Source organism: Kitasatospora purpeofusca (genome assembly GCF_042691725.1).
Lineage (GTDB): Bacteria > Actinomycetota > Actinomycetes > Streptomycetales > Streptomycetaceae > Kitasatospora > Kitasatospora purpeofusca_B.
Genome location: NZ_CP170483.1, coordinates 5,957,980 through 5,983,351 on the forward strand (window position 1 = coordinate 5,957,980; position 25,372 = coordinate 5,983,351).

21 protein-coding genes are annotated in these 25,372 nt (G+C 73.2%); 13 read left to right on the plus strand and 8 right to left on the minus strand.

Annotation, left to right across the window (positions count from 1 at the left end):
* The 4 genes from ACFCLZ_RS25655 (at nt 1) to ACFCLZ_RS25670 (ending at nt 5,281) form a co-directional block, all read left to right on the plus strand.
* Nucleotides 1-906, plus strand: a complete 906-nt coding sequence (locus ACFCLZ_RS25655) for a hypothetical protein (RefSeq protein ID WP_380279636.1) — start codon at nt 1-3, stop codon at nt 904-906.
* 108 nt (nt 907-1,014) lie between these two features.
* On the plus strand, nt 1,015-1,947 hold the full coding sequence (locus tag ACFCLZ_RS25660; RefSeq protein WP_380279638.1) for a FadR/GntR family transcriptional regulator: 933 nt from the start codon (nt 1,015-1,017) through the stop codon (nt 1,945-1,947).
* A gap of 522 nt (nt 1,948-2,469) precedes the next feature.
* Nucleotides 2,470-4,119 carry an RNA polymerase sigma factor gene (locus ACFCLZ_RS25665; protein ID WP_380279639.1) on the plus strand — a complete coding sequence of 550 codons (1,650 nt, stop codon included), beginning with the start codon at nt 2,470-2,472 and terminating at the stop codon, nt 4,117-4,119.
* A gap of 325 nt (nt 4,120-4,444) precedes the next feature.
* Nucleotides 4,445-5,281, plus strand: a complete 837-nt coding sequence (locus ACFCLZ_RS25670) for a S1 family peptidase (protein WP_380286285.1) — start codon at nt 4,445-4,447, stop codon at nt 5,279-5,281.
* Nucleotides 5,282-5,457: 176 nt separating this feature from the next.
* Here ACFCLZ_RS25670 and ACFCLZ_RS25675 read toward each other — a convergent pair whose 3' ends face one another.
* Nucleotides 5,458-5,688, minus strand: coding sequence for a hypothetical protein (locus ACFCLZ_RS25675; RefSeq protein WP_380279641.1), 231 nt, complete (start codon nt 5,686-5,688; stop codon nt 5,458-5,460).
* 539 nt (nt 5,689-6,227) lie between these two features.
* Between ACFCLZ_RS25675 and ACFCLZ_RS25680 the strand changes: the two genes are divergently transcribed.
* The 6 genes from ACFCLZ_RS25680 (at nt 6,228) to ACFCLZ_RS25705 (ending at nt 13,201) form a co-directional block, all read left to right on the plus strand.
* The gene (locus ACFCLZ_RS25680; protein ID WP_380279643.1) at nt 6,228-8,339 is read left to right on the plus strand and encodes a type IIA DNA topoisomerase subunit B; all 2,112 of its coding nucleotides are present in this window, start codon (nt 6,228-6,230) and stop codon (nt 8,337-8,339) included.
* A gap of 156 nt (nt 8,340-8,495) precedes the next feature.
* Nucleotides 8,496-8,981: a DUF1453 domain-containing protein gene (locus tag ACFCLZ_RS25685; RefSeq protein WP_380279644.1), complete on the plus strand. Its 486-nt coding sequence runs from the start codon at nt 8,496-8,498 to the stop codon at nt 8,979-8,981.
* A 31-nt stretch (nt 8,982-9,012) separates the two neighbouring features.
* Complete coding sequence (locus ACFCLZ_RS25690; protein ID WP_380279646.1) at nt 9,013-10,176, plus strand: sensor histidine kinase; 1,164 nt, start codon at nt 9,013-9,015, stop codon at nt 10,174-10,176.
* Nucleotides 10,173-10,898, plus strand: a complete 726-nt coding sequence (locus ACFCLZ_RS25695; protein ID WP_380279647.1) for a response regulator — start codon at nt 10,173-10,175, stop codon at nt 10,896-10,898. The genes ACFCLZ_RS25690 and ACFCLZ_RS25695 overlap by 4 nt, the downstream gene beginning before the upstream one ends.
* 207 nt (nt 10,899-11,105) lie before the next feature.
* The gene (locus ACFCLZ_RS25700; RefSeq protein ID WP_380279649.1) at nt 11,106-11,441 is read left to right on the plus strand and encodes a DUF485 domain-containing protein; all 336 of its coding nucleotides are present in this window, start codon (nt 11,106-11,108) and stop codon (nt 11,439-11,441) included.
* Complete coding sequence (locus ACFCLZ_RS25705; RefSeq protein WP_380279651.1) at nt 11,438-13,201, plus strand: cation acetate symporter; 1,764 nt, start codon at nt 11,438-11,440, stop codon at nt 13,199-13,201. The genes ACFCLZ_RS25700 and ACFCLZ_RS25705 overlap by 4 nt, the downstream gene beginning before the upstream one ends.
* A gap of 53 nt (nt 13,202-13,254) precedes the next feature.
* Here the strand turns inward: ACFCLZ_RS25705 and ACFCLZ_RS25710 are convergent, their stop codons facing one another.
* The 6 genes from ACFCLZ_RS25710 to ACFCLZ_RS25735 all read right to left on the minus strand — a co-directional run bounded on the left by ACFCLZ_RS25710 (nt 13,255) and on the right by ACFCLZ_RS25735 (nt 20,212).
* The gene (locus ACFCLZ_RS25710; protein WP_380279653.1) at nt 13,255-14,163 is read right to left on the minus strand and encodes a sucrase ferredoxin; all 909 of its coding nucleotides are present in this window, start codon (nt 14,161-14,163) and stop codon (nt 13,255-13,257) included.
* Nucleotides 14,164-14,186: 23 nt separating this feature from the next.
* On the minus strand, nt 14,187-14,849 hold the full coding sequence (locus tag ACFCLZ_RS25715; RefSeq protein ID WP_380279654.1) for a hypothetical protein: 663 nt from the start codon (nt 14,847-14,849) through the stop codon (nt 14,187-14,189).
* A 35-nt stretch (nt 14,850-14,884) separates the two neighbouring features.
* Nucleotides 14,885-15,958 carry a hypothetical protein gene (locus tag ACFCLZ_RS25720; protein ID WP_380279656.1) on the minus strand — a complete coding sequence of 358 codons (1,074 nt, stop codon included), beginning with the start codon at nt 15,956-15,958 and terminating at the stop codon, nt 14,885-14,887.
* A 10-nt stretch (nt 15,959-15,968) separates the two neighbouring features.
* Complete coding sequence (locus ACFCLZ_RS25725; protein WP_380279658.1) at nt 15,969-17,273, minus strand: WXG100 family type VII secretion target; 1,305 nt, start codon at nt 17,271-17,273, stop codon at nt 15,969-15,971.
* 30 nt (nt 17,274-17,303) lie between these two features.
* Nucleotides 17,304-17,597 (minus strand): hypothetical protein, encoded by a 294-nt coding sequence (locus ACFCLZ_RS25730; protein WP_380279660.1) that lies wholly within the window; start codon nt 17,595-17,597, stop codon nt 17,304-17,306.
* 164 nt (nt 17,598-17,761) lie between these two features.
* Nucleotides 17,762-20,212 (minus strand): DNA topoisomerase (ATP-hydrolyzing) subunit A, encoded by a 2,451-nt coding sequence (locus tag ACFCLZ_RS25735; RefSeq protein WP_380279662.1) that lies wholly within the window; start codon nt 20,210-20,212, stop codon nt 17,762-17,764.
* Nucleotides 20,213-20,473: 261 nt separating this feature from the next.
* On the opposite strand from ACFCLZ_RS25735, the gene ACFCLZ_RS25740 reads away from it, so the two are divergent.
* The 3 genes from ACFCLZ_RS25740 to ACFCLZ_RS25750 all read left to right on the plus strand — a co-directional run bounded on the left by ACFCLZ_RS25740 (nt 20,474) and on the right by ACFCLZ_RS25750 (nt 24,738).
* Nucleotides 20,474-21,829 carry a M16 family metallopeptidase gene (locus ACFCLZ_RS25740; protein ID WP_380279664.1) on the plus strand — a complete coding sequence of 452 codons (1,356 nt, stop codon included), beginning with the start codon at nt 20,474-20,476 and terminating at the stop codon, nt 21,827-21,829.
* A 20-nt stretch (nt 21,830-21,849) separates the two neighbouring features.
* A complete protein-coding gene (locus tag ACFCLZ_RS25745) occupies nt 21,850-23,217 on the plus strand; it encodes a M16 family metallopeptidase (protein WP_380286286.1) in 1,368 nt (455 codons plus the stop codon).
* Between the two features lie 327 nt (nt 23,218-23,544).
* A complete protein-coding gene (locus tag ACFCLZ_RS25750; RefSeq protein WP_380279666.1) occupies nt 23,545-24,738 on the plus strand; it encodes an RtcB family protein in 1,194 nt (397 codons plus the stop codon).
* A 60-nt stretch (nt 24,739-24,798) separates the two neighbouring features.
* Here ACFCLZ_RS25750 and ACFCLZ_RS25755 read toward each other — a convergent pair whose 3' ends face one another.
* Complete coding sequence (locus ACFCLZ_RS25755; protein ID WP_380279668.1) at nt 24,799-25,314, minus strand: MarR family winged helix-turn-helix transcriptional regulator; 516 nt, start codon at nt 25,312-25,314, stop codon at nt 24,799-24,801.
* Nucleotides 25,315-25,372 lie beyond the last annotated feature (58 nt).

Here is a 25,372-nt window from a genome sequence, read left to right on the forward strand (position 1 = left end):
GTGCGAGTTCTGGCTTATGAGCTGCGCCGGGTGCGCGGCCTGCGTTCGACCTGGCTGCTGCTCGGCCTGGTGGTGCTCTGCGACGCCGTGGCCGCCGGTCTGCTGGCGGCGCGGACGGTCGACGCGGACCTGGGCGGCGCGGCGGCGGTACGGCTGCTGACGGCGGCGGTGCCGCTGCTGCCGCTGCCGTTCGCGGCGCTGGGCGCCGGGCTGCTGGGAGCGCTGTCGTACGGGCACGAGGTGCGGCACCCGGGGCTGGCCGCCTCGCAGGTGGGCTATCTGCGCCGGGTGCGGCTGCTGGCGGGCAAGCTGCTGGTGACCGGTGTGATCGCGGCGCCGCTGGCCCTGGTGACGCTGCTGGTCGACGCGGTGACCGTGCACCTCGCACTGCCGGCCGGGGTGACGGTCACGGCCTGGTCGGACCCGGCCGCGCTGTCGGACCGGGTCGCGCGGGCGCTGGCCGCGGCCGGCCTGGGCGGCCTCGGCGAGCTGCCGGGGGCGTCGGCGCCGCTGGCCCTGGGGGCCGGGCACGGGGCACCGGCCGCACTGGCGGCGTTCGTCCTGCTGGTGGTCGTGGCGGGCTGGACCGGGGTGCTGACCGCCGCGCTGACCCGCAGCGCGGCCGCCGGGGTGCTGCTGCTCTGCGCGCTGCCGCCGCTGCTGGAGTCCGGGGTGGCGCTGCTGCTGCGGCACACCGGGACGGCCTGGCCGACCCGGGCGGCGGAACTGCTGCCGTTCCAGTCCGGGACCGAGTGGGCGTACGGATGGGTGTACGGCGGGGACCGCCGGGTTGCGGCGGACGGTTCGGTGCTGACCGATCCGGCGCTGCTGGCCGCGGTGGCGGCTCCGGCCCTGGTGTTGCTGCTGGTCACCCTCGCGGTGCAGGTCAGGCGCCGGGCGCTGTGAGCCCCCGGCCGCCGGGGCGGTTCGTCAAGATCGGCCAAGGGTGACCGTAATGCGTGCTTCGCCCTGATAAGAAGTCAATTATCCAGTCACGGTCGATCACCCTTTCGTGTGCTTTTCACGAGAATTCTCAAGCTGCGCCCGCCGATCGCCGACAAAGGAGCTGTGAACACCCTTGCGCACCCCGCCATGACCCCCGCCCGTTCCGCCGACGGGGCCATCCCCGGCCCCGCCGACCTGGACCGCTTCTCCTACGCCGACCGGCCCACCCCGCCGGCGCCCCGCTGGGAGGGTGCCGAGTCGGACCTCGCCCGGGTCGGCCGCAAGACCACCAGCAGCCGCGGCCGCGGCCTGCACGGCCAGCTCGTCCAGCAGCTCGGCCAGATGATCGTCTCCGGCGACCTCGGCGCCGACCGGCCGCTCGTCCCCGAGGAGATCGGCCAGCGGTTCGAGGTCTCCCGCACCGTCGTCCGCGAGTCGCTGCGGGTACTGGAGGCCAAGGGCCTGGTCAGCGCCCGCCCCAACGTCGGCACCCGGGTCCGCCCGGTCAGCGACTGGAACCTGCTCGACCCGGACATCATCGAGTGGCGCGCCTTCGGTCCGCAGCGCGACGAACAGCGCCGGGAGCTGTTCGAGCTCCGCTGGGCGATCGAGCCGCTGGCCTCCCGGCTGGCCGCCGGCCACGGCCGGGAGGACGTCCAGCAGCGGCTGGCCGAGCTGGTCGAGATCCTGGGGCACGCCTGCGCCCAGGCGGACCTCGCCACCTACGCCCGGGCCGACGCGGAGCTGCACGGCCTGGTCCTCCAGCTGGCGGGTAACCGGATGCTGGAGCACCTCTCCGGGATCGTCGCCTGCGCGCTCCAGGTGTCCGGCGGTCCGGCCACCTCCTGCGAGCGGCCCTCGGAGTCCTCGGTCGGGCTGCACGCCCGGCTGGTGGACGCGCTCGGCACCGGCGACGGCACCGCCGCCGAGACCGCGATGCGGGCACTGCTCACCGTCCACCCCGAGATCGAGCCCTCCGTCCCGGCGCCCCGGGAGCACTGAGCGGACCGTTCGGCGACCGGGCGCTGCCATCCCCGCCCCGCGACCTGTGCACGGACCGCCTCGTCATGATCCGTCCGACCGCGACCGTCCCGCGGCTTCCCGCCGCTCCCTCCGCGACCCCGGCCCTCCGGCTGCCGCCACGGTGCAGCCGGGGGGCCTCCGCACGTGCGTCCGGCGGACGTGCGCCGAGTAGGGTGTCGTGTTCATGGTGAACGACTCGGACGCGAGTGGGGGATGATGGAAGCCGGCCCCCGGGCCGCGGGCGCCCTCCGGTGTGACCCGCGACACGAAGGCCATGCGTAACACTTGACGAGTAGCAGCGATGTCTCCTGAGCGGAAGCAGCTCCGGAATACCCCAACATGTCAGAATGCTGTGTTGGTCTGCGGCGCTGCTGCCGTCCTGCAAACCCAGTCCTCAAGCCCGAGTCGGTCGGAATCGACACCGCGTGCCCGACGCGCGATTTCCTTCCCCGCCCGCTCGGGCGGCCGGTACGGGTTCGAGTCCACTCATCGTCCGAGAGGTTGTTCGTGTCGGCCAGCACATCCCGTTCGCTTCCCCCCGAGATCGCCGAGTCCGCGGCTCTGCTGGCTCTCATCGAGCGGGGCAAGGCCCAGGGGCAGATCGCCGGTGACGACGTGCGCCAGGCGTTCGAGGCGGACCAGATCCCGGTCACCAAGTGGAAGAACGTCATGCGCAGCCTCAACCAGGTACTGATTGAGGAGGGGGTGGACCTCATGGTCAGCGCGGCCGAACCGGCCGGCGCCAAGCGCAAGAGCGTTGCTGCCAAGAGCCCCGCCAAGCGCACGGCGACCAAGGCGGTCACCACCCGGAACCCGGCCGCTCCGTCGGCCCCGACCAAGCCGCCCGTGCGCATCGCGCCCGGTGCGACCATCTCCGCTCCGGCGGTCGCGGCCGCCGCCGCGCCGGTCAGCACGGTGTCCGCCGAGATCACCGCCGAGTCGGCCCCGGCCGTTTCCGAGGTGAAGTCGGCCCCGGCGAAGAAGGCCGCACCGGCCAAGAAGGCCGCCGCCAAGAAGACCGCCGCGCCGGCCAAGAAGACCGCCGCCAAGAAGACCACCGCCGCCAAGACGGGCAAGGGTGACGAGGAACTGCTCGGCGAGGAGGAGCTGCTGGAGGAGGCGGCTCTGCCGGGCGACAAGCCGGGCACCGAGGGCGACGCTCCGGAGGAGGAGTCGGAGGGCTTCGTCCTCTCCGACGACGACGAGGACGACGCGCCGGCCCAGCAGGTGGCCGTCGCCGGTGCCACCGCCGACCCGGTCAAGGACTACCTGAAGCAGATCGGCAAGGTCCCGCTGCTCAACGCCGAGCAGGAGGTCGAGCTCGCCAAGCGGATCGAGGCCGGCCTGTTCGCCGAGGACAAGCTCTCGGCCGCCGACAAGCTCGCCCCCAAGCTCAAGCGCGAGCTGGAGATCATCGCCGAGGACGGGCGCCGCGCCAAGAACCACCTGCTGGAGGCCAACCTCCGCCTGGTCGTCTCGCTGGCCAAGCGCTACACCGGCCGCGGCATGCTCTTCCTGGACCTGATCCAGGAGGGCAACCTCGGTCTGATCCGTGCGGTCGAGAAGTTCGACTACACCAAGGGCTACAAGTTCTCCACCTACGCGACCTGGTGGATCCGCCAGGCGATCACCCGCGCGATGGCCGACCAGGCCCGCACCATCCGTATCCCGGTGCACATGGTCGAGGTCATCAACAAGCTGGCCCGCGTCCAGCGCCAGATGCTCCAGGACCTGGGCCGCGAGCCCACCCCGGAGGAGCTGGCCAAGGAGCTCGACATGACCCCGGAGAAGGTCATCGAGGTCCAGAAGTACGGTCGCGAGCCCATCTCGCTGCACACCCCGCTGGGCGAGGACGGCGACAGCGAGTTCGGTGACCTCATCGAGGACTCCGAGGCGGTCGTCCCGGCCGACGCGGTCTCCTTCACCCTGCTCCAGGAGCAGCTGCACTCGGTGCTGGACACCCTGTCCGAGCGCGAGGCGGGCGTGGTCTCGATGCGCTTCGGCCTGACGGACGGTCAGCCGAAGACGCTGGACGAGATCGGCAAGGTCTACGGGGTCACCCGTGAGCGCATCCGCCAGATCGAGTCGAAGACCATGTCCAAGCTGCGTCACCCGTCGCGCTCCCAGGTGCTGCGCGACTACCTGGACTGATCACCGTCCGACCACCGGTACCGGTCACCGGTGCCGACCGGAAGGCCCGGAGCCCCGTGCTCCGGGCCTTCCGGCTGTTCGGGGCGGGTGGGTGTCAGCGTCCGGGTGGCCGTTGTCCCCCGTCCGGGTGGCGGTGCGGCGGCGAGCGGTCGCGGAGCGTGGCCGGTCACCTACGCTGTGCCGGTTGCCTGCTGCCGAGCCACCTGGAGACACGGTGTCGCCCACCCCGGACCGTCCGGACCGCGCCGACCTGCCGACCCCCGCGCCCGCCCCCGCACCCGTCGACGCGCCCGCCGGGTCCGCCGCGTCCGAACCCGCGGTCCGGGTGTCGCGGCGGCGCCGGGCCGCCGCCCTGGCGCTGCTGGCCGCGCTGCCCGCGCCGCTGCTCGCCCTCGGCCCGGCGGCCCCGGACGCCCACGCCCGGCCGCAGGGCCGGATCGTCGGAGGCGAGGCGGTGGGCACGGGCGACCACCCGTGGGTGGTCGCGCTGTCCAGCCGCCAGCAGTTCGGCTCCGGCCGCTCGGGGCAGTTCTGCGGGGGAGCGCTGGTGACCCCGACCAAGGTGGTCACGGCGGCGCACTGCTTCTACGACGAGTCCAGCGGGCGGCAGGTGGACCGGCCCGGTCTGCGGGTGGTGGTCGGCCGGGACGACCTGCGCGGCTCGGCGGGCCGCGAGGTGGCGGTGCGCGGCGTCTGGGTCCACCCCGACTACTCCTTCGCCACCAACATGAACGACGTGGCGGTGGTCACCCTGAGCGAGTCGCAGGGCAGCCGGCCGCTGATCGACCTGGTCGGCCAGGGCGAGGCGGAGCCGTACCGGCCCGGGACCAGGGCGCAGGTGTACGGCTGGGGGGACACCACCGGCCGCGGCGACTACTCGCCCTCGCTGCGCAGCGTGGACGTGCCGATCGTGCCCGACCAGGCCTGCGCGCAGGCCTACCCGGGCGGCCCGGACGGGCGCTTCGACGCCCGGGGCATGGTGTGCGCGGGGGAGCAGCGGGGCGGCAAGGACGCCTGCCAGGGGGACAGCGGCGGCCCGCTGGTGGTCGCCGGCCGGCTCGCCGGGCTGGTCTCCTGGGGCACCGGCTGCGCGGAGGCCGCCCATCCGGGCGTCTACACCCGGATCTCCTCGGTCGCCGACGCGGTGCGCGCCGTCCTGTAGCCGGACGGGCACCCGGTGTTGACCGTTCGGGCAGCCCGGGAGGGTGGGCGGATCCGGTCCGGGGACGACGAAGCCGGGCGACCGGCCCCCGAAGGGGCAGTCACCCGGCTCACCCGGTCACGCGCGGTGCGCGACCGGACACACAGCTCGACGCTGGTTCCTGTGGGGCGGCGCGATCAGCGCTCGTCGTCGTTGGCCGTGGCGGACGTGCCGCCCAGGCGGCCGCTCTCGTCCTGTATCTCCACGGCGATCTTCTTGAGCTCCGGCTCGAACTTCCGGCCGTGGTGGGCGCAGAAGAGCAGCTCTCCGCCGCTGGCGAGTACGACGCGCAGGTAGGCCTGGGCGCCGCAGCGGTCGCAGCGGTCAGCCGCGGTGAGCGGGCTCGCAGGTGTCAGAACAGTAGTCACGTCGCCTCTTCTCTAGCTCGACGAGCTGTCGTACCAGGGTCAACATCCAACCAGGCCGAAAACGTTCCCGCTCGTGGCTTTTCTTCTCTGAGGATTCTGCTGTGTTGATGAGGACGTGCCCCGGGGGCCGGTGGTTCATGCGTACCGGATCCCAGGATCCGCCCGTCGCTCGAACGCCCGATCGGAACCGGATGTGGGAGTCCGCGTAGCATAATCCTCTGCTGGGTTGGAGCATAAGCCCCGTCCCGGGCCCCGGTAGCCTGCATAACGGCAGTTCCGGAGCCTGTACCCGGTCCCACGGTCCGCCAGGAACGGTGGTACCGGGAGGAGATGGAGCCCCGGCGCCCCCGATCCGGCACGACCCTTGTTCGCGGAGCGCGTACAAGCTGCGCGGGATCGGCCCGCCGTGCTGTGCACCCAGCGGAAGGGTGCGCACACAGAGGGGAAACGGCTGTCGGTGCGGTGTGCTGCACTGGCGGACGGTCCGGACGCGTCCGGATGTGACCGATGAGACAGAACTTGACCGAGGAGAGTGCCGCGTGAGTGCCGAAACGACCGTGCCGTCCGCTCTGCTGGCCGGCGACGACGGTTCCAACTACACCGCTCGGCACCTGCTCGTCCTGGAGGGCCTGGAGGCGGTCCGCAAGCGCCCCGGCATGTACATCGGCTCGACCGACAGTCGCGGCCTCATGCACTGCCTCTGGGAGATCATCGACAACTCCGTCGACGAGGCGCTGGGCGGCTACTGCGACCGGATCGACGTCGTGCTGCACGACGACTCCTCGGTCGAGGTCCGCGACAACGGGCGCGGCATCCCGGTGGACGTCGAGCCGAAGACCGGGCTGTCCGGCGTCGAGGTCGTGATGACCAAGCTGCACGCTGGCGGCAAGTTCGGCGGCGGCTCGTACGCGGCCTCCGGCGGTCTGCACGGCGTCGGCGCCTCCGTCGTCAACGCGCTCTCCGCCCGGCTGGACGTCGAGGTCGACCGCAGCGGCCACACCCACGCGATCAGCTTCCGCCGCGGCACCCCCGGCATCTTCACCGAGACCAGCCCGGACGCGCCGTTCGAGCCGGCCAACGGCCTGACCAGGGTCCGCAAGGTGCCCAAGACCCGCACCGGCACCCGGATCCGCTACTGGGCCGACCGGCAGATCTTCCTCAAGGACGCCAGACTCTCCCTGGAGAACCTGCACGCCCGGGCCCGGCAGACGGCCTTCCTGGTGCCGGGTCTGACGATCGTCGTGCGTGACGAGCGGCTCACCGAGAGCGAGAAGGTCGAGGAGAGCACCTTCCGCTTCGACGGCGGCATCACCGAGTTCTGCGAGTTCCTGGCGCCCGACAAGCCGATCTGCGACGTGCTGCGGCTGCACGGCGAGGGCACCTTCAAGGAGACCGTGCCGGTCCTGGACGACCTCGGCCACATGACGCCGACCGAGGTCACCCGGCACCTCGGGGTGGACATCGCGCTGCGCTGGGGCGCCGGGTACGACACCACGCTGCGCTCCTTCGTCAACATCATCGCCACGCCCAAGGGCGGCACCCACGTCACCGGTTTCGAGCGCTCGCTGGCCAAGACCGTCAACGAGGCGCTGCGGGCCGCCAAGGTGCTGCGCGTCGCCGAGGACGACATCACCAAGGACGACGCCACCGAGGGCCTCACGGCCGTGGTCACCGTCCGGCTCGCCGAGCCGCAGTTCGAGGGCCAGACCAAGGAGGTGCTCGGCACCTCGGCGGCCAACCGGATCGTCGCGGCCGTCGTCGCCAAGGAGCTCAAGGCCTTCCTCACCTCCGCCAAGAAGGACGAGAAGGTCCAGGCCCGGGCGGTGCTGGAGAAGGTCGTGGCCGCCGCCCGCACCCGGGTCGCCGCCCGCCAGCACAAGGAGGCCCAGCGCCGGAAGACCGCGCTGGAGACCAGCTCGCTGCCGGCCAAGCTGGCCGACTGCCGCAGCGACGACGTCGACCGCAGCGAACTGTTCATCGTCGAGGGCGACTCCGCGCTCGGCACCGCCAAGCTGGCCCGCAACTCCGAGTTCCAGGCCCTGCTGCCGATCCGCGGCAAGATCCTCAACGTGCAGAAGGCGTCCGTGAGCGACATGCTCAAGAACACCGAGTGCGCGGCCATCATCCAGGTGATAGGGGCCGGTTCGGGCCGCACCTTCGACATCGACCAGGCCCGCTACGGCCGGGTCATCTTCATGGCCGACGCCGACGTCGACGGCTCGCACATCCGCTGCCTGCTGCTGACGCTGTTCCAGCGCTACATGCGGCCCATGGTCGAGCAGGGCCGGGTCTTCGCGGCCGTGCCGCCGCTGCACCGGATCGAGCTCACCAACCCCAAGCGCGGGCAGGAGAAGTACCACTACACGTACTCGGACGCCGAGCTGCGTTCCACCCTGCTGGAGTTCCAGCGCAAGGGCCTGCGCTGGAAGGACCCGGTCCAGCGGTACAAGGGCCTGGGCGAGATGGACGCCGACCAGCTGGCCGAGACCACCATGGACCCGCGCCACCGCACGCTGCGCCGGATCAACCTGGGCGACCTGGAGCAGGCCGAGAAGGTCTTCGACCTGCTGATGGGCAACGACGTGGCGCCGCGCAAGGAGTTCATCGTGGACTCGGCGGCCACCCTGGACCGCTCGCGCATCGACGCCTGAGCACCGCCCGTTCGCACGAGGGCCCTCCACCCGTGGGTGGAGGGCCCTCGTGCTGCCGGTTCCACCCCCGTCCACCCCGGAGCCGATCAGCCGGGGGCGCCGGATCCGTACCGTCGGAGAGGTCGGCCCGAACCCCCTCCCGGACGGAGAAGCCTCATGTCTGCCCAGCTCAACGCCGCTCTGGTGGTCGTGGTGACGGCTCTGGTGCTCCGGCGTCAGATGCGCGCCCGGCGGCTGGACACCGAACGTCGCTTCTGGGTGCTGCCGGTGGTCCTCGGCGCGGTCGCGCTGCGCGACCCGCAGCTGCTCGACCGCCGGGACACCGCGTGGTCCGCCGTCCTGGTCGGCTCCGGGCTGCTCGCGGTGCTCGCGGCGGGCTCGGTCTGGGGCTGGACCGTCCGGATCTGGCGGGAAGCGGACAGGGCGCTCTGGGTGCAGGGCACCAGCGCGACGCTGGCCGCCTGGGGCGGGCTGGTCGCGATCAGGTTCGGCCTGTTCGGGATCGGGGAGGTCCTGCACCTGCACCAGTCGAGCAGCGCGCTGCTGCTCGGGCTGGCGGTCCTGCTGCTGGTCCGCACGCTCGTGGTGCACCGGCGGGCGCGGGCGCTGGAGCCCCCGGGGCCGGCCGCCGTACCGTGCTGAACGTCGTCGTGAGCTCACCGGGAGGAAACGTTTGGTCGCCGAGGGGTACTGGACCCGCTGGCCGTCCCGTGAGGGGTTGCGGTACGACGCCGAGAGCCGGCCGCGGCGGATGCTCACCGTGCTCGGCCGACTCGTCGTCCTGGTCAGCGTCTGCTGGGGGACGCTCACCGGCGGCAGGTACGCCGGCTGGGCGGTGGTGGTCGTGGTGGCCGGGCTGGGCGTGGCGGTCGGCCTCGCGGCCGGCTATCTGCACGCCAGTTGGGCGCAGTGGGCCTGGCCCGCGTACGCGCTGGCCGCCGCGGTGTTCGCGGCCGCCTGGCTGGCCAACTGGGGGCAGGCCTACCTGCTCGCCGACGTGCTCTGGTACGGGCTGGCGGTGACCTCGGTGATCCGGCTGCCGCCCGGGCCCGCGCTGCTCGTGGCCGGCGCCTCGCTCGGCTCGTACACCGCGGTGAGCTGGGCGAGTTGGCTGAGCATCATGGCGACCGTCGGCGGCCTGCTGCTGCTCGGCTACCTGCTGCGGCTGGACATCGAGGCGCGCGGTACCGCGCGGCGGCTGCTCGACCAGGAACGGGCCGCCCGGGCCGCCGAGGCGCAGAGCGCCGCGCTCGCCGAACGGGCCAGGATCGCCCGGGAGATCCACGACGTGCTGGCGCACAGCCTCTCCGCCCAGCTGGTGCACCTGGAGGCGGCCCGGCTGATGCTGGACTCCGGCACCGACCGGGAGCGGATCCGCGAACGGGTGGTGGCCGCGCGGCGGATGGCGCAGGACGGACTGGCCGAGACCCGGCAGGCGCTGTCCGCGCTGCGCGGCGAGTTCACCCCGGTCGGCGAGTACCTGGTGGAGCTGACCGCGGTGGAACGCGCGGCGTTCGGGGTGGTCGGGACACCGCGTCCGCTGGCCGCCGAGGCGGGGCTCGCCGTCCGGCGCACGGCGCAGGAGGCGCTCACCAACGTACGCAAACACGCCCCCGGCGCGCGCTGCACGGTCGAGCTGCGCTATCTGGCGCGACAGGTGGAGCTGGAGGTGCGGGACCAGCGCGCCGGACGGGCCGAAGCGCCCGGCGGACTGGCGGCCAGTGGCGGCGGGTACGGTCTGCTGGGGATGCGCGAACGCGCGGAACTGCTCGGCGGCACCCTGTTGGCGGGCCCCCACGAGGGAGGGTGGCGCGTGCTGCTGCGGGTGCCGGCATGACGGAACCGGTGGTCACCAGGGTGCTGGTCGCGGACGACCAGACGGTGGTCCGCGAGGGGATCGTGATGCTGCTCGGGCTGCTGCCCGGGATCGAGGTGGTCGGCTCGGCGGCGGACGGTGAGGAGGCCGTCGCCCTGGTCGACCGGCACCGGCCGGACGTGGTGCTGATGGACCTGCGGATGCCGCGCTGCGACGGGGTCGAGGCGACCCGGCGGATCCGCGCCGGGTACCCGGGGACCGAAGTCGTGGTGCTCACCACCTACGCCGACGACGACTCGCTGTTCCCGGCGCTGCGGGCCGGGGCGCGCGGCTACCTCACCAAGGACGCGGGCGCCGAGGAGATCGTCCGGGCGATCGCGGACGTCCGGTCGGGGGCGGCCGGGCTCTCGCCGCAGGTGCAGCTGAGGCTGCTGGAGCGGCTGGCGGGGGACGCGCCCACCGCGCCGGGACCGGCCTCGGGACCGGCTCCGGGACCGGCTTCGGGACCGGTCTCGGGACCGGCGGCGGAGGAGCCGCCGGACGGGCTGACCGCGCGGGAGGCCGAGGTGCTGGGGCTGATCGCGCAGGGGCTCTCCAACACCGAGATCGCCCGGCGGCTGTACGTCAGCCCGGCCACCGTGAAGACCCACATCAACAACCTGTTCGCCAAGACCGGCGTGCGGGACCGGGCGCAAGCGGTCGCGTACGCCTTCCGACACGGAATCACCGGGTCTCCGCAGTAGTCGGATGAGTGTCTGTCGGATCATCGATCACCTCATCGAGTGAACGTATCTGCGGTGGGGGTTTGGGGAGTCCGGGCGCCGCCATCATGGTTCGCGTCACAACCCCCCGGCCCAGGAGCAGCCGTGCCTCAACCGCAGACGAGAAACCCCGAGCCGGGAGGGCAACTGGACTGGTGGGCGCCGGAACCCGGGCCCGTACCAGGGCCGGTGCCTGGACCCGCGGTCGACGGCAGCATCGAGGTGTACCGGGCCGTCCAGCGGAGCGCGGCCTTCCAACGGATCCGCCACAGCTACCGGACGTTCGTCTTCCCGGTCAGCGGCGTCTTTCTCGCCTGGTACCTGCTCTACGTGGCCGCCCAGGCGGCGGCCCCCGCGCTGATGCGCCGTCCGGTCGCCGGTCCGGTGAACGTGGCGTGGCTGCTCGGCCTGCTGCAGTTCGCCACCACCTTCCTGCTGGCCTGGCTCTACGCCCGCAACGCCCGCACCAAGCGCGACCGGGCCGCCCTGTCGCTGCGCTGGGACACCCAGGACCAGCTGCGATGAGGGCCGCCACCCCGCCCCCCGTCGCCCCCGCCGGGGACCACCACGGCCTGGCCGTGGTGCTCTTCGCCGTCGTCGTCCTGGTCACCCTGGGGATCACCTTCTGGGCCGGCCGCCGCGGCAGCGCCGCCGAGGACTTCTACGCCGGCGGCCGCGACTTCACGCCCCTGCAGAACGGGTTCGCGCTCTCCGGCGACTACCTCTCGGCCGCCTCCTTCCTCGGCGTCGCCGGGCTGATCGCGCTGTACGGCTACGACGGCGTGCTCTACAGCATCGGCTTCCTGGTCGCCTGGCTGGTGGTGCTGATGCTGGTCGCCGAACTGGTCCGCAACGCCGGCCGGTACACCCTGGCCGACGTGCTGGCGCTGCGCCTGCGCCGGCGCAAGGTCCGGGCGGCGGCCGGTGGCGCCAGCGTGGTCGTCACGCTGTTCTACCTGGTCGCCCAGATGGTCGGCGCGGGCAGTCTGGTCGCGCTGCTGCTCGGCACCAACAGCGCCCAGGCCCGGACCTGGACCATCGTGGCGGTGGGCGGTCTGATGATCGTCTACGTCACGATCGGCGGCATGCGGGCCACCACCTGGATCCAGATCGTCAAGGCGTTCCTGCTGATCGCCGGCTCGGTGGTGCTGACCGTGCTGCTGGTGGTCCGCTTCCACGGGGACGTCGCCGAGCTGATGCGGCAGGCGGCCCAGCACAGCGGCGCCGGGCAGCGCTACCTGGAGCCCGGGCTGAAGTACGGCAAGAGCTTCACCAGCCGGCTGGACTTCTTCAGTCTGGGCCTGGCCCTGGTGCTGGGCACCGCCGGTCTGCCGCACATCCTGTCCCGCTTCTACACCGTGCCCACCGCGCGGGCCGCCCGCCGTTCGACGATGTGGGCGATCGGGCTGGTCGGCGGCTTCTACCTGATGGCCATCGCGCTGGGCCTCGGCGCCACCGCGCTGATCGGCTCGGCCGAGGTGCGGCACGCCAACTCGGCGGGCAACACCGCCGTCCCGCTGCTCGCCCTGGTGCTCGGCGGCGGCAACGGCTCGACCGGCGGGGTGGTGCTGTTCGCGCTGATCTCGGCGATCGCCTTCGCCACCATCCTCGCCGTGGTCGCCGGGCTCACCCTGGCCTCCTCGGCGGCGTTCGCCCACGACATCTGGGCGGGCGCCTGGCGGGGACGGCCGCGCGGCTCGCGCGGCGGCAGGGGTGCCCGGGGCGGCCGGGGCCTGCGCGGCCGGCGGGCCGTGGTGCCGGCCTCCCGGCGGTCGCGCGGCGAGGCGGACGCCCGGGCCGCGACCGGGGCCGGGGCGGACAGCGCTCCGGCGGCCGCCGAGCGCGACGAGGTCCTGGTCGCGCGGATCGCGGCGGTCGGGATCGGCGCGGTGGCGATCGTGCTCAGCCTCTTCGCCCAGCAGCTGAACGTCGCCTTCCTGGTCGGCCTGGCCTTCGCCGTCGCCGCCTCCGCCAACCTGCCGGTGCTGCTCTACAGCCTGTTCTGGCGGCGGTTCACCGCCCGCGGCGCGGTCTGGTCGGTGTACGGCGGGCTGATCCCGGCGGTGGTGCTGGTGACCTTCTCACCGGTGGTCTCCGGCACCAAGGTCGCGCTGTTCCCCGGGATGGACTTCCACTGGTTCCCACTGGAGAACCCGGGCATCGTCTCCATCCCGCTCGGCTTCCTGGCCGGCTGGATCGGCACCCTCACCTCGCCCGAGCCGGCCGACCCGGACCGGTACGCCGAGCTGGAGGTCCGCGCGCTGACCGGGGCCGGGGCGGTCTGAGCGTCCGAGGAACGAACGACCCCCGGCGGGCACCCGCCGGGGGTCGTCGCACGTCACAGCTCCCGGAGGGCGGCGACCTCCATCCGGGACGGGGTGCCCGCCGCCTTGCCGCAACTCTCCGGGCGGGCCGGCTCGCTGACGCCCTCGGTCACCCGGACCTCCCAGGCCCGGCCGTCCTCGTGCCGGACCTCGACCCGCCAGCGGCCCGCGCCGTCCGGCCGCGTGGCCACGGTGAGCGCGTCGGCCCTGGTCTCACCGGTGGCCAGCCGCACCGCGTGGTCGGCCGCCTGGCCCGGGCGGTCCCAGCCGGAGCAGCCGCGCGACCACTCCGGCACCATGCGGCCGGACGCCGTCGCCGCCAGCACGTCCTTGGCCGACTCGGCGGTCAGCCGGCCGTAGGCGTAGCCGTACGGCAGCACCAGCATGGTGGGGGAGAAGCGGTGGCCGCCCAGGTGGGTCACCTCCCACACCTCGCTGTGCCCGGCGGCGGCCAGGTCGGCGGCGAGGGGGCGGCCCAGCAGGGCGCAGCAGCGGTCCCGGCGGCCGTTGGTGCACACCAGGGCGATCGGGCCGCCGACGTGCGGCGCGCCGAGGCCGCCGTGGTCGCCGGCGCCCAGCGCCGCGAAGTCGAGGGCGAGGAGCTCCGCCGGGTCCGTCACCTCGTGCCGGCGCACCCAGCTGCGGCCGGGCGCCGGGACGGTGTGCGCCACGATCACCTCGTGCCGGGCCGTCGGCAGGCAGTCCGCATGCCGACCGGGCCGCCGGATCAGCGCCACCCGCACGCCGGTCCCGGCCACCGCGGCATCCAGCGCACGCCCGACCACCGGGTCCAGATGGCTCTCGCCGAGCGCCTTCGCACCCCACGGGCCGTTCTGCTCGACCAGCAGCCAGGTGCTCGCGGTCGCGGCGGTGGCGGCCAGCGGCTCCGACAGTTCACGCGACAGCGTCGCACAGGTGCTCACCCCGGTAAGGCTACCCTTGCTCCTCAGCCGAAGGCGGCCCGGATCCTCGCCTCGGCCTCGGGGGACGGGGCGGATTCGGCCGTCGGCCCCGGGTCCGACAGCGGGAGGTCGGCGAACTCCAGGTGGACGCTTCGGACGATCCCCGCGAAGACCTCCGAGTACAGTTCCCAGTCCTCGGCGCACGGTGTGCTCAGCTCCAGCGAGAGCAGCTGGGATTCGTTCGGGAGCGGTAGGTGCACCTGGATGACCGAGGTGGCCAGGGCCTTCTCGCCGATGGGGGTGGAGACCGCGTCGATCACCGCCACCGCCCGCCCGGCGGGCAGCGCCAGCTCGGTCACGGTGGCCTCCGGCCGGGCCCGGGAGAGCCCGTCCCGCAGGCCGTCCACCGCTCGTTCGGGGTGGAGTCCGCCGAGCGGCGCCAGGGTGGCGACGACCGAGGCGGTACTGGTCCGGCCCTCGACGTCCAGCAGGCAGAGTCCCGCATAGATGGTTCCGGCCTCGGCCATCGGCGGGATCAGCCCGGCGAGCACGGCCGTCCATTCGGTGCGCAGGTCGTCGCCCTCCGAGGCCAGGACCTCGCAGACCACCTCCCAGAGCTGCTCGGCGACCTGCTCCTCGGTGCCGAGTACGGGGATGTCGTGGAAGGCGGGCGGGACGACGAAGCGGATCTGGAGGGTGTCCGTCACGGTGGTCGGGCCTTTGGAGTCGGGTGGCCGGCGGGTCAGTACGGTTTCCGGAGCCGGTTGCGGGTGTCCAGCCAGCTCGGGGGCGCGGGGACGAGGACGCCGTGCCGGCGGGCCTCGACCAGGAGGTCCAGGTAGGCCGCCGCCTGGGCCTTGACCCCGCTCCGCCGCCAGGAGCGGAGCAGGAGCAGCAGCGGTCCGGTGGCGAGGACGGCGGCCGCGGCCAGGGCGCCGGCCGCCGCGAGCGCCGAGGAGCGGTTCGGTGAGTCGGGGGCGAGCGTCGCACCGATACTGGCCGTGGTCCCGGCCGCCACCACGGCCAGGACGGCGAGCGTTGCCCAGACGCTCCACCGCCGGACGGCCCGGCGCTGTGCGGTCAGCATCGCCTGCACGGCCCGCCCGTCCAGGAGGTCGATGCGGTGCTCTGCACCCAGGGTCCGTGCCGTGCGCACGAGTGCCGGGTTCCCGGTGAACTCGCTCATCGGCACGACCAGGAGGCTTCCGGTGGCGGACGGGAGCGGTGGCGTGGTGTCCGGTGCGGCTGTGGTCGGTGGCGCCTCCCACGGTGCCGGTGCCGGTGCCGGTGCCGGTGCCAGTGTCGAGGGCGGGGGCGAGGGCGCGTGCGGCGGCGGGGTGGTGGGCGCGGGACCGGACGCGTCGAACCACTCGTCGGGGATCCGGATGTCGAGCCCGGCACTCCTGGCCCGTGCCAGCAGCGCGGTGTAGGTGGTGAAGTGGACGGAGTCCCGCTGCTTCTTCGCCCCCTTCCCGGCCCCGACGGCCCAGACCACGATGCCGGCGGGAACCGCCAGGATCGCGGCCACCAGCATCGCCACCTGCTTCGGCTGGACCGGCGAGGAGAGCGAGCTGCCGATCACGGCCGCCACCACGATCCCGCCCAGCACGAGCATCGCGCCGACTTCGGTGTGCCACTCCAGGTCGATGCGCCGGCGGGCCGTCAGATGGTCGGTGACCACCTGGCGGGCCACCTCGTCGTCCAACAGGTTGACCCCGTAGAGCGCCTTGGCCCGTTCCGCCGCTTCGACGGCCTCGGGCACGCGGGCCAGTTGGCTTCCCGAGACGGGGAGGGTGACATAGAGGTACTCGGGCATGGGATCTCCGTCAGGCGACCGCGGCGAGGAATGGCGTGGGCGAGGGGCGCGGACCCGGTTGCGGCACGGGGCCGACGTACGGCGGCGGCGGAGCGGCAGGCCCGTCGTCGTCCCTGGTCAGTCGGCGGTACAGCCCGTAGCCGAGGCCGGTGGCCTTGACCGGAATGGTGACCAGACGCGGGTCCACCGGATGGCCGAGCTTGGTCAGGCCGGCGACGATGCCCTTGGTGGTCAGCGGATTGGAGGTCATGCCGAAGAGGCTGCCGCCCGCGCCCTTGATCCGCTCGGACGCGGAGGCGCCCTTGCTCGCCTTGATCGGATCGACGAAGTTCCTCAGCGGTGCCCGGACCAGCTTGTTGGCCACGCCCGAGCCCAGCACCTTCGTGGTCGTGCGGCCGGCGGTGGCGAAGCCCCGGACCGCGCCGACGCCCGGGATCACCCCGAGCGAGTCGAGGCCGATGTCCGCCCAGGACACGTCCTTGCCGCGGGACTTTCCGACGCCGTGTCCGATCAGCGCGCCGGCGCTGGTGAGCACCGCGAGGCCACCCAGGGCGACTCCGCCGACCTGGCCGACCACCGGGATCCAGGAGATCGCCAGGGCGGCGATCGCCAGGCCGGCCGAGATCTTGGAGAGCAGGTCGGCATGGTCGACCAGGAAGTCGACGGACTTCTGCCACGCGTGCTGCACGCCGTCCAGCAGGCGCTTGAACACGTTGGGGTCCGGCGGGTGGTTCCGTGAGGCCTCCTCGACGGCGCGGGCGGCGGTTTCGGCCTTCCGGCGGTGGTCGTCGAGTTGTCTGCGGGCGCGGGTGATGACCTCGTCGAGCTGCTGGTGGCCGCGGAGGGCGGCTTCGCGGGCGGCCTCGAACCGGGCCTGGGTGCGCTCCAGGACGTCGGCGGCCGGGGGCTGGGCACCCGGCCGGGCGAAGGTGTCCAGGGAGCGGCCGAGGTCGGCGGTCTGCTGGTCCTGCCACTCCAGACGGCGGCGCAGCTCGGCGGCCTCGGTCTCCATGCCCCGGCCCGCCGCGATCATGGTGGAGAGCTGGGTGTGCCAGGTCTTCAGGGCCAGGGAACACGCGGCCATCGACCGGTGGCCCTTGTCCAGGTACTTCGGCAGCTCGCCCAGTTTCTCCGCGAACGCGCGGGCGGCCTCCCCCTCCCAGGCGCCGCCGGTGGTGCCGATGCCGGCGAGGGAGCCGCGGAGCTCCTCCAGTTCGCGGGCCACCGCGTCGACGTCGGTGTACAGCTGGGCGATCGCGCCGAGATCGCCGGGGGCCGGGCAGAAGCCCAGGCCCGGCCAGTTCTGGTCGCTCATGGTGGTTGCCCTCCCCCGTCGGCGGCGCGGTCAGGTGGCGCCGAATCCCTTGGCGACGCCCTGCTCGTGGTCCCCGTAGCTCTTGAGCGTGAGGTCGAGGCCGTCGCGCAGCCCGGTGGCCAGCTTGGCCATCCGGCCGATGCCGCCGTGCCACTCGTCCTCGAACTGCTTGCAGGCCGAGTCGAGCCGGGCGGTGCCGGTCTGCCGGCCCTTGCCCAGGTTCTCCAGCCGTTTGGCGACGGCGCTCATGCGGGTGCCGCATTCGCCGAGTTGGGTGGAGACCGTGTGCATGCGGGCGAGGTCGATCCGGAAGTCGTCGGGCAACGGTCCGTCTCCCTCCGGGGTCGGTGGTGGGTGGCCCTTCCGGTGCGAACCTAGCTCAGGGGCGGCGAACAATCTTGCGATGCAGGGAAGTTGGGGGGAGCGTTCCGGTTGGGGGAATGCCGCAGGGCGCCGAACGGGGTTCGGCGCCCTGCGGGTCAGGCGGGTCAGGCGGGGCCGGCGACCGTGGCGATGGGGGTGGTGACCGGGGTGCCGGAGCCGTCGCGGCGGGGGTCGCGCTCGGGGAGGTCGACCGGGGCGCCCTTGGCGGTGGTGGCGCGGGCGGGGGCGGGGCCGGCCCAGGCGAAGGCGAGGGCGTCCTCGCCGCGCAGGAAGCGCTGGCAGCGGACGCCGCCGGTGGCGCGGCCCTTGCGCGGGTACTGTTCGAAGGGCGTGACCTTCCAGCTGGACTGGGCCTCGCCGGCGAGGGTGCCGGAGGCGCCGGCCACCGAGACCACCACCGCGTCGGCGGCCGGGTCGACGGCGGTGAAGGAGAGCACCCGGGCGCCGTCCGCGAGCTTGATGCCGGCCATGCCGCCGGCCGGGCGGCCCTGCGGGCGGACCTGTCCGGCGGGGTAGCGCAGCAGTTGGGCGTCGGAGCTGATGAAGACGAGGTCCTCCTCGCCGGTGCGCAGCTCGACCGCGCCGACCACCGCGTCGCCGTCCTTGAGCGCGATCACCTCGAACTCGTCCTTGTTGGCGGGCCATTCGGGGACCACTCGCTTGACGACGCCCTGCGCGGTGCCCAGCGCCAGGCCGGGGGAGGACTCGTCCAGGGTGGTCAGCGCGAGGACCCGCTCGTCGGCCTCCAGCCGGAGGAACTCGGTGGGGGCGGCGCCGCCGGCCAGCGTCGGCGAGGGGGTGGGCGGCAGCGCCGGCAGGTCGATGACGGGCAGCCGCAGGACCCGGCCGGCCGAGGTGACCACGCCGACGTCGGCGCGGGCGGTGGTCGGCACCGCGGAGACGATCACGTCGTGCTTGGCGCGCTTCTCGGAGAGCTCGAACGGCTCGCCGTCGGCGGTGCGGGCGAGCAGGCCGGTGGAGGAGAGCAGCACCCGGCACGGGTCGTCGGCGACCTCCAGCGGGACGGTCAGCGAGGCGGCCGGAGCGGCGCCGGCCTCCAGCAGGACGGTGCGCCGCTCGGTGCCGAACTGCTTGGCGACGGCGCCGAGTTCGCCGGAGACCACGCTGCGCAGCTTGTTGTCCGACTCCAGGATCTCGGTCAGGTCGGCGATCTCGGAGGTCAGCTTGGCCTGCTCCTGCTCGAGTTCGACCCGGTCGAAGCGGGTGAGCCGGCGCAGCGGGGTGTCGAGGATGTACGCGGTCTGCGTCTCGGACAGCGAGAAGCGCTCGATCAGGCGCTCCTTGGCCTGGGCGGCGTTGTCGCTCGACCGGATGATCGCGATGACCTCGTCGATGTCGACCAGCGCGACCAGCAGGCCCTCGACCAGGTGCAGCCGCTCCTGGCGCTTGCGGCGGCGGAAGTCGCTGCGCCGGCGGACCACCTGGAAGCGGTGGTCGACGTAGACCTCCAGCAGCTCCTTGAGGCCGAGGGTGAGCGGCTGGCCGTCGACCAGCGCCACGTTGTTGATGCCGAAGGTCTCCTCCATCGGCGTCAGCTTGTAGAGCTGCTCCAGCAGGGCCTCGGGCACGAAGCCGTTCTTGACCTCGATGACCAGGCGCAGCCCGTGCTCGCGGTCGGTGAGGTCCTTGACGTCCGCGATGCCCTGGAGCTTCTTCGCGTTGACGAGGTCCTTGATCTTGGAGATGACCTTCTCCGGGCCGACGTTGTACGGCAGCTCGGTGACCACGATGCCCTTGCGGCGGGCGGTGACCGCCTCGATGCTCGTGGTGGCGCGGATCTTGAAGGTGCCGCGGCCGGACTCGTAGGCGTCCCGGATGCCGGAGAGGCCGACGATCCGTCCGCCGGTGGGCAGGTCCGGGCCGGGGACGAACCGCATGAGGGTGTCGAGGTCGGCGCTCGGGTGCTTGATCAGGTGCCGGGCGGCGGCGACGACCTCGGAGAGGTTGTGCGGCGGCATGTTGGTGGCCATGCCGACGGCGATGCCGGTGGCGCCGTTGACCAGCAGGTTGGGGAAGGCGGCCGGGAGCGCGAGCGGCTCCTGCTCGCTGCCGTCGTAGTTGGGCCCGAAGTCGACGGTCTCCTCGTGGATCGACTCGACCATGGCCATCGAGGCGGCGGTGAGCCGGGACTCGGTGTAGCGCATCGCGGCGGGCGGGTCGTCGTTGCCGAGCGAGCCGAAGTTGCCGTGGCCGTCGATCAGCGGCAGCCGCATCGAGAACGGCTGGGCCATCCGGACGACCGAGTCGTAGATGGAGGCGTCGCCGTGCGGGTGCAGCCGGCCCATCACCTCGCCGACCAGGCGGGCGCACTTGACGTGGCCGCGCTCCGGGCGCAGGCCCATCTCGTTGGCCTGGTACAGGATGCGGCGGTGCACCGGCTTGAGGCCGTCCCGGGCGTCCGGGAGGGCCCGGGAGTAGATCACCGAGTAGGCGTACTCGAGGAACGAGCCCTGCATCTCGTCCACGACGTCGACGTCGAGGATGCGCTCCTCGAAGTCTCCGGGGGGCGGGGTCTGCGAACTGCGGCGGGCCATCGCGGCGGGGCTCCCTTACGTCTCGCTTGCGTCTCGTCCACGTCTCGTCGGCGCGGTTGTCGCCGGGGCTGTCGGCGGTTCTGTCAACAGGGCTCGGCGCCCCCATTGTGGACCCTCCCGCCGACAGTCCGGGCCAGCGCCCCTCTTCCGCCCCTGGCGAACGCCCTGTCCGCGCGGACACATCCACGGCGTTCGCGCGTTGCACCACAATGGGGGACGCCACACGAACCCCGACTTCGACGACGGGAAGGACCCGAGCGCATGGCCAACCCGGCCCCCGCCTCCCAGCGAGGCATCGCCATCACCGAGCACCGCCTGGCCAACGGCCTGCGCGTCGTCCTCTCCGAGGACCACCTGACCCCGGTGGCCGCGGTCTGCCTCTGGTACGACGTCGGCTCCCGGCACGAGGTGAAGGGCCGCACCGGGCTGGCCCACCTGTTCGAGCACCTGATGTTCCAGGGATCCGCCAACGTCTCCAACAACGGGCACTTCGAGCTCGTGCAGGGCGCCGGCGGCTCGCTCAACGGCACCACCAGCTTCGAGCGCACCAACTACTTCGAGACCATGCCGGCCCACCAGTTGGAGCTCGCGCTCTGGCTGGAGGCGGACCGGATGGGCTCGCTGCTGGCGGCCCTCGACGAGACGTCGATGGAGAACCAGCGCGACGTGGTGAAGAACGAGCGCCGCCAGCGGTACGACAACGTGCCCTACGGCACCGCGTTCGAGAAGCTGACCGCGCTGTCCTTCCCGGACGGCCACCCGTACCACCACACCCCGATCGGCTCGATGGCCGACCTGGACGCGGCGACCCTGGAGGACGCCCGGGCGTTCTTCCGCACCTACTACGCGCCGAACAACGCGGTGCTCTCGGTGGTCGGCGACATCGACCCGGAGCAGACCATCGCCTGGGTGGAGAGGTACTTCGGCAGCATCCCCGCGCACGACGGCAAGCAGCCGCCGCGCGACGGCAGCCTGCCGGAGGCCATCGGCCGGGAGCTGCGCGAGCTGATCCGCGAGGACGTGCCGTCCCGCGCGCTGATGGCCGCCTACCGGCTGCCGCACGACGGCACCCGCGAGGCGGACGCCGCCGACCTGGCGCTGACCATCCTCGGCAGCGGCGAGTCGAGCCGGCTCTACAACCGGCTGGTCCGCCGGGACCGCACCGCCGTCGCGGCCGGCTTCGGCCTGCTGCGGCTGTCCGGCGCGCCGAGCCTGGGCTGGCTGGACGTCAAGACCTCGGGCGACGCCACCGTCGAGCAGATCGAGGCGGCCGTCGACGAGGAGCTGGCCCGGTTCGCGGCCGAGGGCCCGACCCCGGCCGAGCTGGAGCGCGCCCAGGCGCAGATCGAGCGCGAGTGGCTGGACCGGCTCACCACGGTGGCCGGCCGCGCCGACGAGCTGTGCCGCTTCGCCGTGCTGTTCGGCGACCCGAAGCTGCTGAACGACGCCCTGCCCAAGGTCCTCGACGTCACCGCCGAGGAGGTGCGGGAGATCGCCGCGGCGCGGCTGCACCCGCAGAACCGGGCGGTGCTGGTGTACGAGCCGACCCCGGCCGAGGACACCGCCGACGACACCGCTGCCACCGCCGAGACCGACGAGGAGGGCGCCGCCGTATGAGCACCGAGTACGTCCCCGCCATGACCTTCCACCCCCAGCCCCAGCCCGGCACCCCCACCCCGTGGGCGTTCCCGGCGCCGGAGCGCGCCGCGCTCGGCAACGGCATCACGGTGCTGCACTGCCACCGCCCCGGGCAGCAGCTGGTGGCCGTCGACGTGCTGCTGGACGCGCCGCTGGCGGCCGAGCCGGAGGGCGTGGACGGCGTCGCCTCGATCCTGGCCCGGGCGTTCAGCGAGGGCACCGACACGCTGACCGCCGAGGAGTTCGCGGCCGAGCTGGAGCGGGCCGGCGCGACCCTGGACGCGCACGCGGACCACCCGTGCATCCGGGTCTCGCTGGAGGTCCCGGCCTCCCGGCTGGCCCGCGGCCTGGACCTGCTGGCCGCCGCGCTGGGCAGCCCGGCGCTGCCGGAGGACGAGATCGAGCGGCTGGTCGCCAACCGGCTGGACGAGATCGTGCACGAGCAGGCCAACCCGGCCCGGCGGGCCGCCAAGGCGCTGTACGCCGAGCTGTTCGACGGCGCCGACCGGCTGTCGCGCCCGCGGGCCGGCACCGTCGAGACGGTCAAGACGATCGACCGGGCCGCCGTCCGGGCGTTCTACGAGGCGCACGTGCGGCCCGTGACCACCACCGTGGTCGTGGTCGGCGACCTCACCGGCACCGACCTGCCGGCCCTGCTGGAGTCCACCCTGGGCGCCTGGAAGGGCGCGCCGGCCGAGCCGAGCGCGCACGCGCCGGTGACCGCCGACGACACCGGCCGGGTGATCATCGTCGACCGGCCCGGCTCGGTGCAGACCCAGCTGCTGATCGGCCGGATCGGCCCGGACCGGCACGACCCGAGCTGGGCCGCGCAGATCCTCGGCACCTACTGCCTGGGCGGCACCCTCACCTCCCGGCTGGACCGGGTGCTGCGCGAGGAGAAGGGCTACACCTACGGCGTGCGGGCCTTCGCCCAGCCGCTGCGCTCGGCCGCCGACGGCAGCGGGCGCTCCCTGCTGGCGATCAGCGGCTCGGTGGACACCGCCTCCACCGCCCCGGCGCTGGCCGACACCTGGACCATCCTGCGCACGCTGGCCGCCGAGGGGCTCACCGACGCGGAGCGCGCCGAGGCGGTGCAGTTCCTGGTCGGCGTGGCGCCGCTGAAGTACGAGACGGCGGGCTCGGTGGCCGGCACCCTGGCCGACCAGGTGGAGCAGCACCTGGCCGACGACTTCCAGGCCGAGGTCTACCGGCAGCTGGCCGAGCTGCCGACCGCCGCCGCCACCGAGGCCGTGGTCAAGGCCTTCCCGCCGGACCGGCTGGTGACCGTCCTGGTCGGCGACGCCGCGGCGTTCGCGGACGGGGTGCGGGAGCTGGGCATCGGCGAGGTGACCGTGATCAGCGCCTGACCCACAGGCCCGCGGGGGCCCGGTGGAGCGTTCCGACGCTCCGCCGGGCCCCTCGGCGTTGCGGCGTTAATTCCCTTGCGGACGCCGCGCGGTGCGTGGGTAGATATCCCCCGGCACCCGGTTCACACACGGAGAGGAGGCGGTCACCATGCGGGTCGAGCAAGCCCAGCGGCGCTCCCCGAGACTGTCCTCCCGATGCCCCTTGGCCGCCTGAGCGCGGCCGACCCCTGACATCCCCGCGCCGCGCCGGGCCTCTTCGCGCGGCATTCCCCGGGGCCGCACGCCCCGCCTAGGCTTGAACCATCCGACCTTGGAGGTCGTTGAACCATGTCGTACACCGAGGTACCCGGCGTCCGGGTTCCGATCCGGATGTGGACCGACCCGGCCACCGTCGAGGGCCAGGCGATGCAGCAGCTGCGCAACATCAGCTCGCTGCCCTGGCTGCACGGGCTCGCCGTGATGCCCGACGTCCACCTGGGCAAGGGGGCGACGGTGGGTTCGGTGATCGCGATGCGCGGCGCCGTCTGCCCGGCGGCGGTCGGCGTGGACATCGGCTGCGGGATGAGCGCGGTGAAGACCTCGCTCACCGCGAAGGACCTGCCGGACGACCTGTCGCGGCTGCGCTCGCGGATCGAGCAGGCCATCCCGGTCGGCCGCGGCCTGCACACCGACCCGGTCGAGCCGGGCCGGCTGCACGGCGTCCCGGCCGCCGGCTGGGACGACTTCTGGCAGCGGTTCGACGCGGTCGCGCCCGAGGTGAAGTGGCGCCGCGAGCGGGCCGCCCAGCAGCTGGCGACGCTCGGCGGCGGCAACCACTTCATCGAGGTCTGCGTCGACGACACCGGCGCGGTCTGGCTGATGCTGCACTCCGGCTCGCGCAACATCGGCAAGGAGCTGGCGGAGCACCACATGGGCGTGGCCCAGTCGCTGCCGCACAACCAGGGCCTGATCGACCGTGACCTCGCGGTGTTCGTCGCGGACACCCCGCAGATGGCCGCGTACCGGCAGGACCTCTTCTGGGCGCAGGAGTACGCCAAGCGCAACCGGGCGCTGATGATGGCGCTGTTCCAGGACGTCGTCCGGCGCGAGTTCCCGCGGGCGAAGGTCGGCTTCGACGAGGTGATCAGCTGCCACCACAACTACGTGTCGGAGGAGCGCTACGACGGCGTCGACCTGCTGGTGACCCGCAAGGGCGCGATCCGGGCCGGGTCCGGCGACTACGGGATCATCCCGGGGTCGATGGGCACCGGGTCGTACATCGTCCGCGGGCTGGGCAACGAGGCGTCGTTCAACTCGGCTTCGCACGGCGCGGGCCGGAAGATGAGCCGCAGCGCGGCGAAGAAGCGTTTCACCATGCACGACCTGGCCGAGCAGACCAAGGGCGTGGAGTGCCGCAAGGACGCGGGCGTGGTGGACGAGATCCCCGGCGCGTACAAGCCGATCGAGAAGGTGATCGAGCAGCAGCGGGACCTGGTGGAGGTCGTCGCGCACCTGAAGCAGGTGGTCTGCGTCAAGGGCTGAGCCCGCCCCGCCGTCGCCCGCGCCGAGCCCCCGGCCGTCCGGCCGGGGGCTTCGGCGTGCTCAGGCGCCGCCGCGCCCGGGGTCGAGCCGCCGGTAGCCGGGATGCACCCCGGCGGTGAGGTGCTGGGCCTCGGCGACCCGGCGCAGCAGCGCGCCCAGGGCGATACGTTCCTGCGGGTCGAGGCCCGCGCAGATGGCCTCCTCGTGGGCGAGCGCCGCCTCGGCCAGCCCGCGCATCGCCTCCTCGCCCTTGGGCGCGAGGTAGAGGTCCTGGAAGCGGCGGTCCTTGGGGTTGCGCCGGCGCTCCACCAGGCCGCGCGCCTCGATGGCGTCGACGAAGGCCACGAAGCGGCTGGGGGACATGCCGAGTCGCCGGGCGAGCTCCTGCTGGTGTTGGCCGGGGGCCAGGCTGACCGCCCGGAGCAGGCCGGCCTGGGCCGGGGTGAGGTCCAGCTCGGCGACCCGCCGGGTGAAGGCCTGGGTCGCGTGTTCACCCAACTGGGCGAGGAGAAAAGCGACCTGGGCTCCCTGCGGGCCCGTGTGCGGGATCGGTGCGGGATCGGGAGTTTCGGTCATGGAAACACGATAGCAGTGGACAATGATGTCCTCGGGTGAACTATTCTGGATCTGGAAC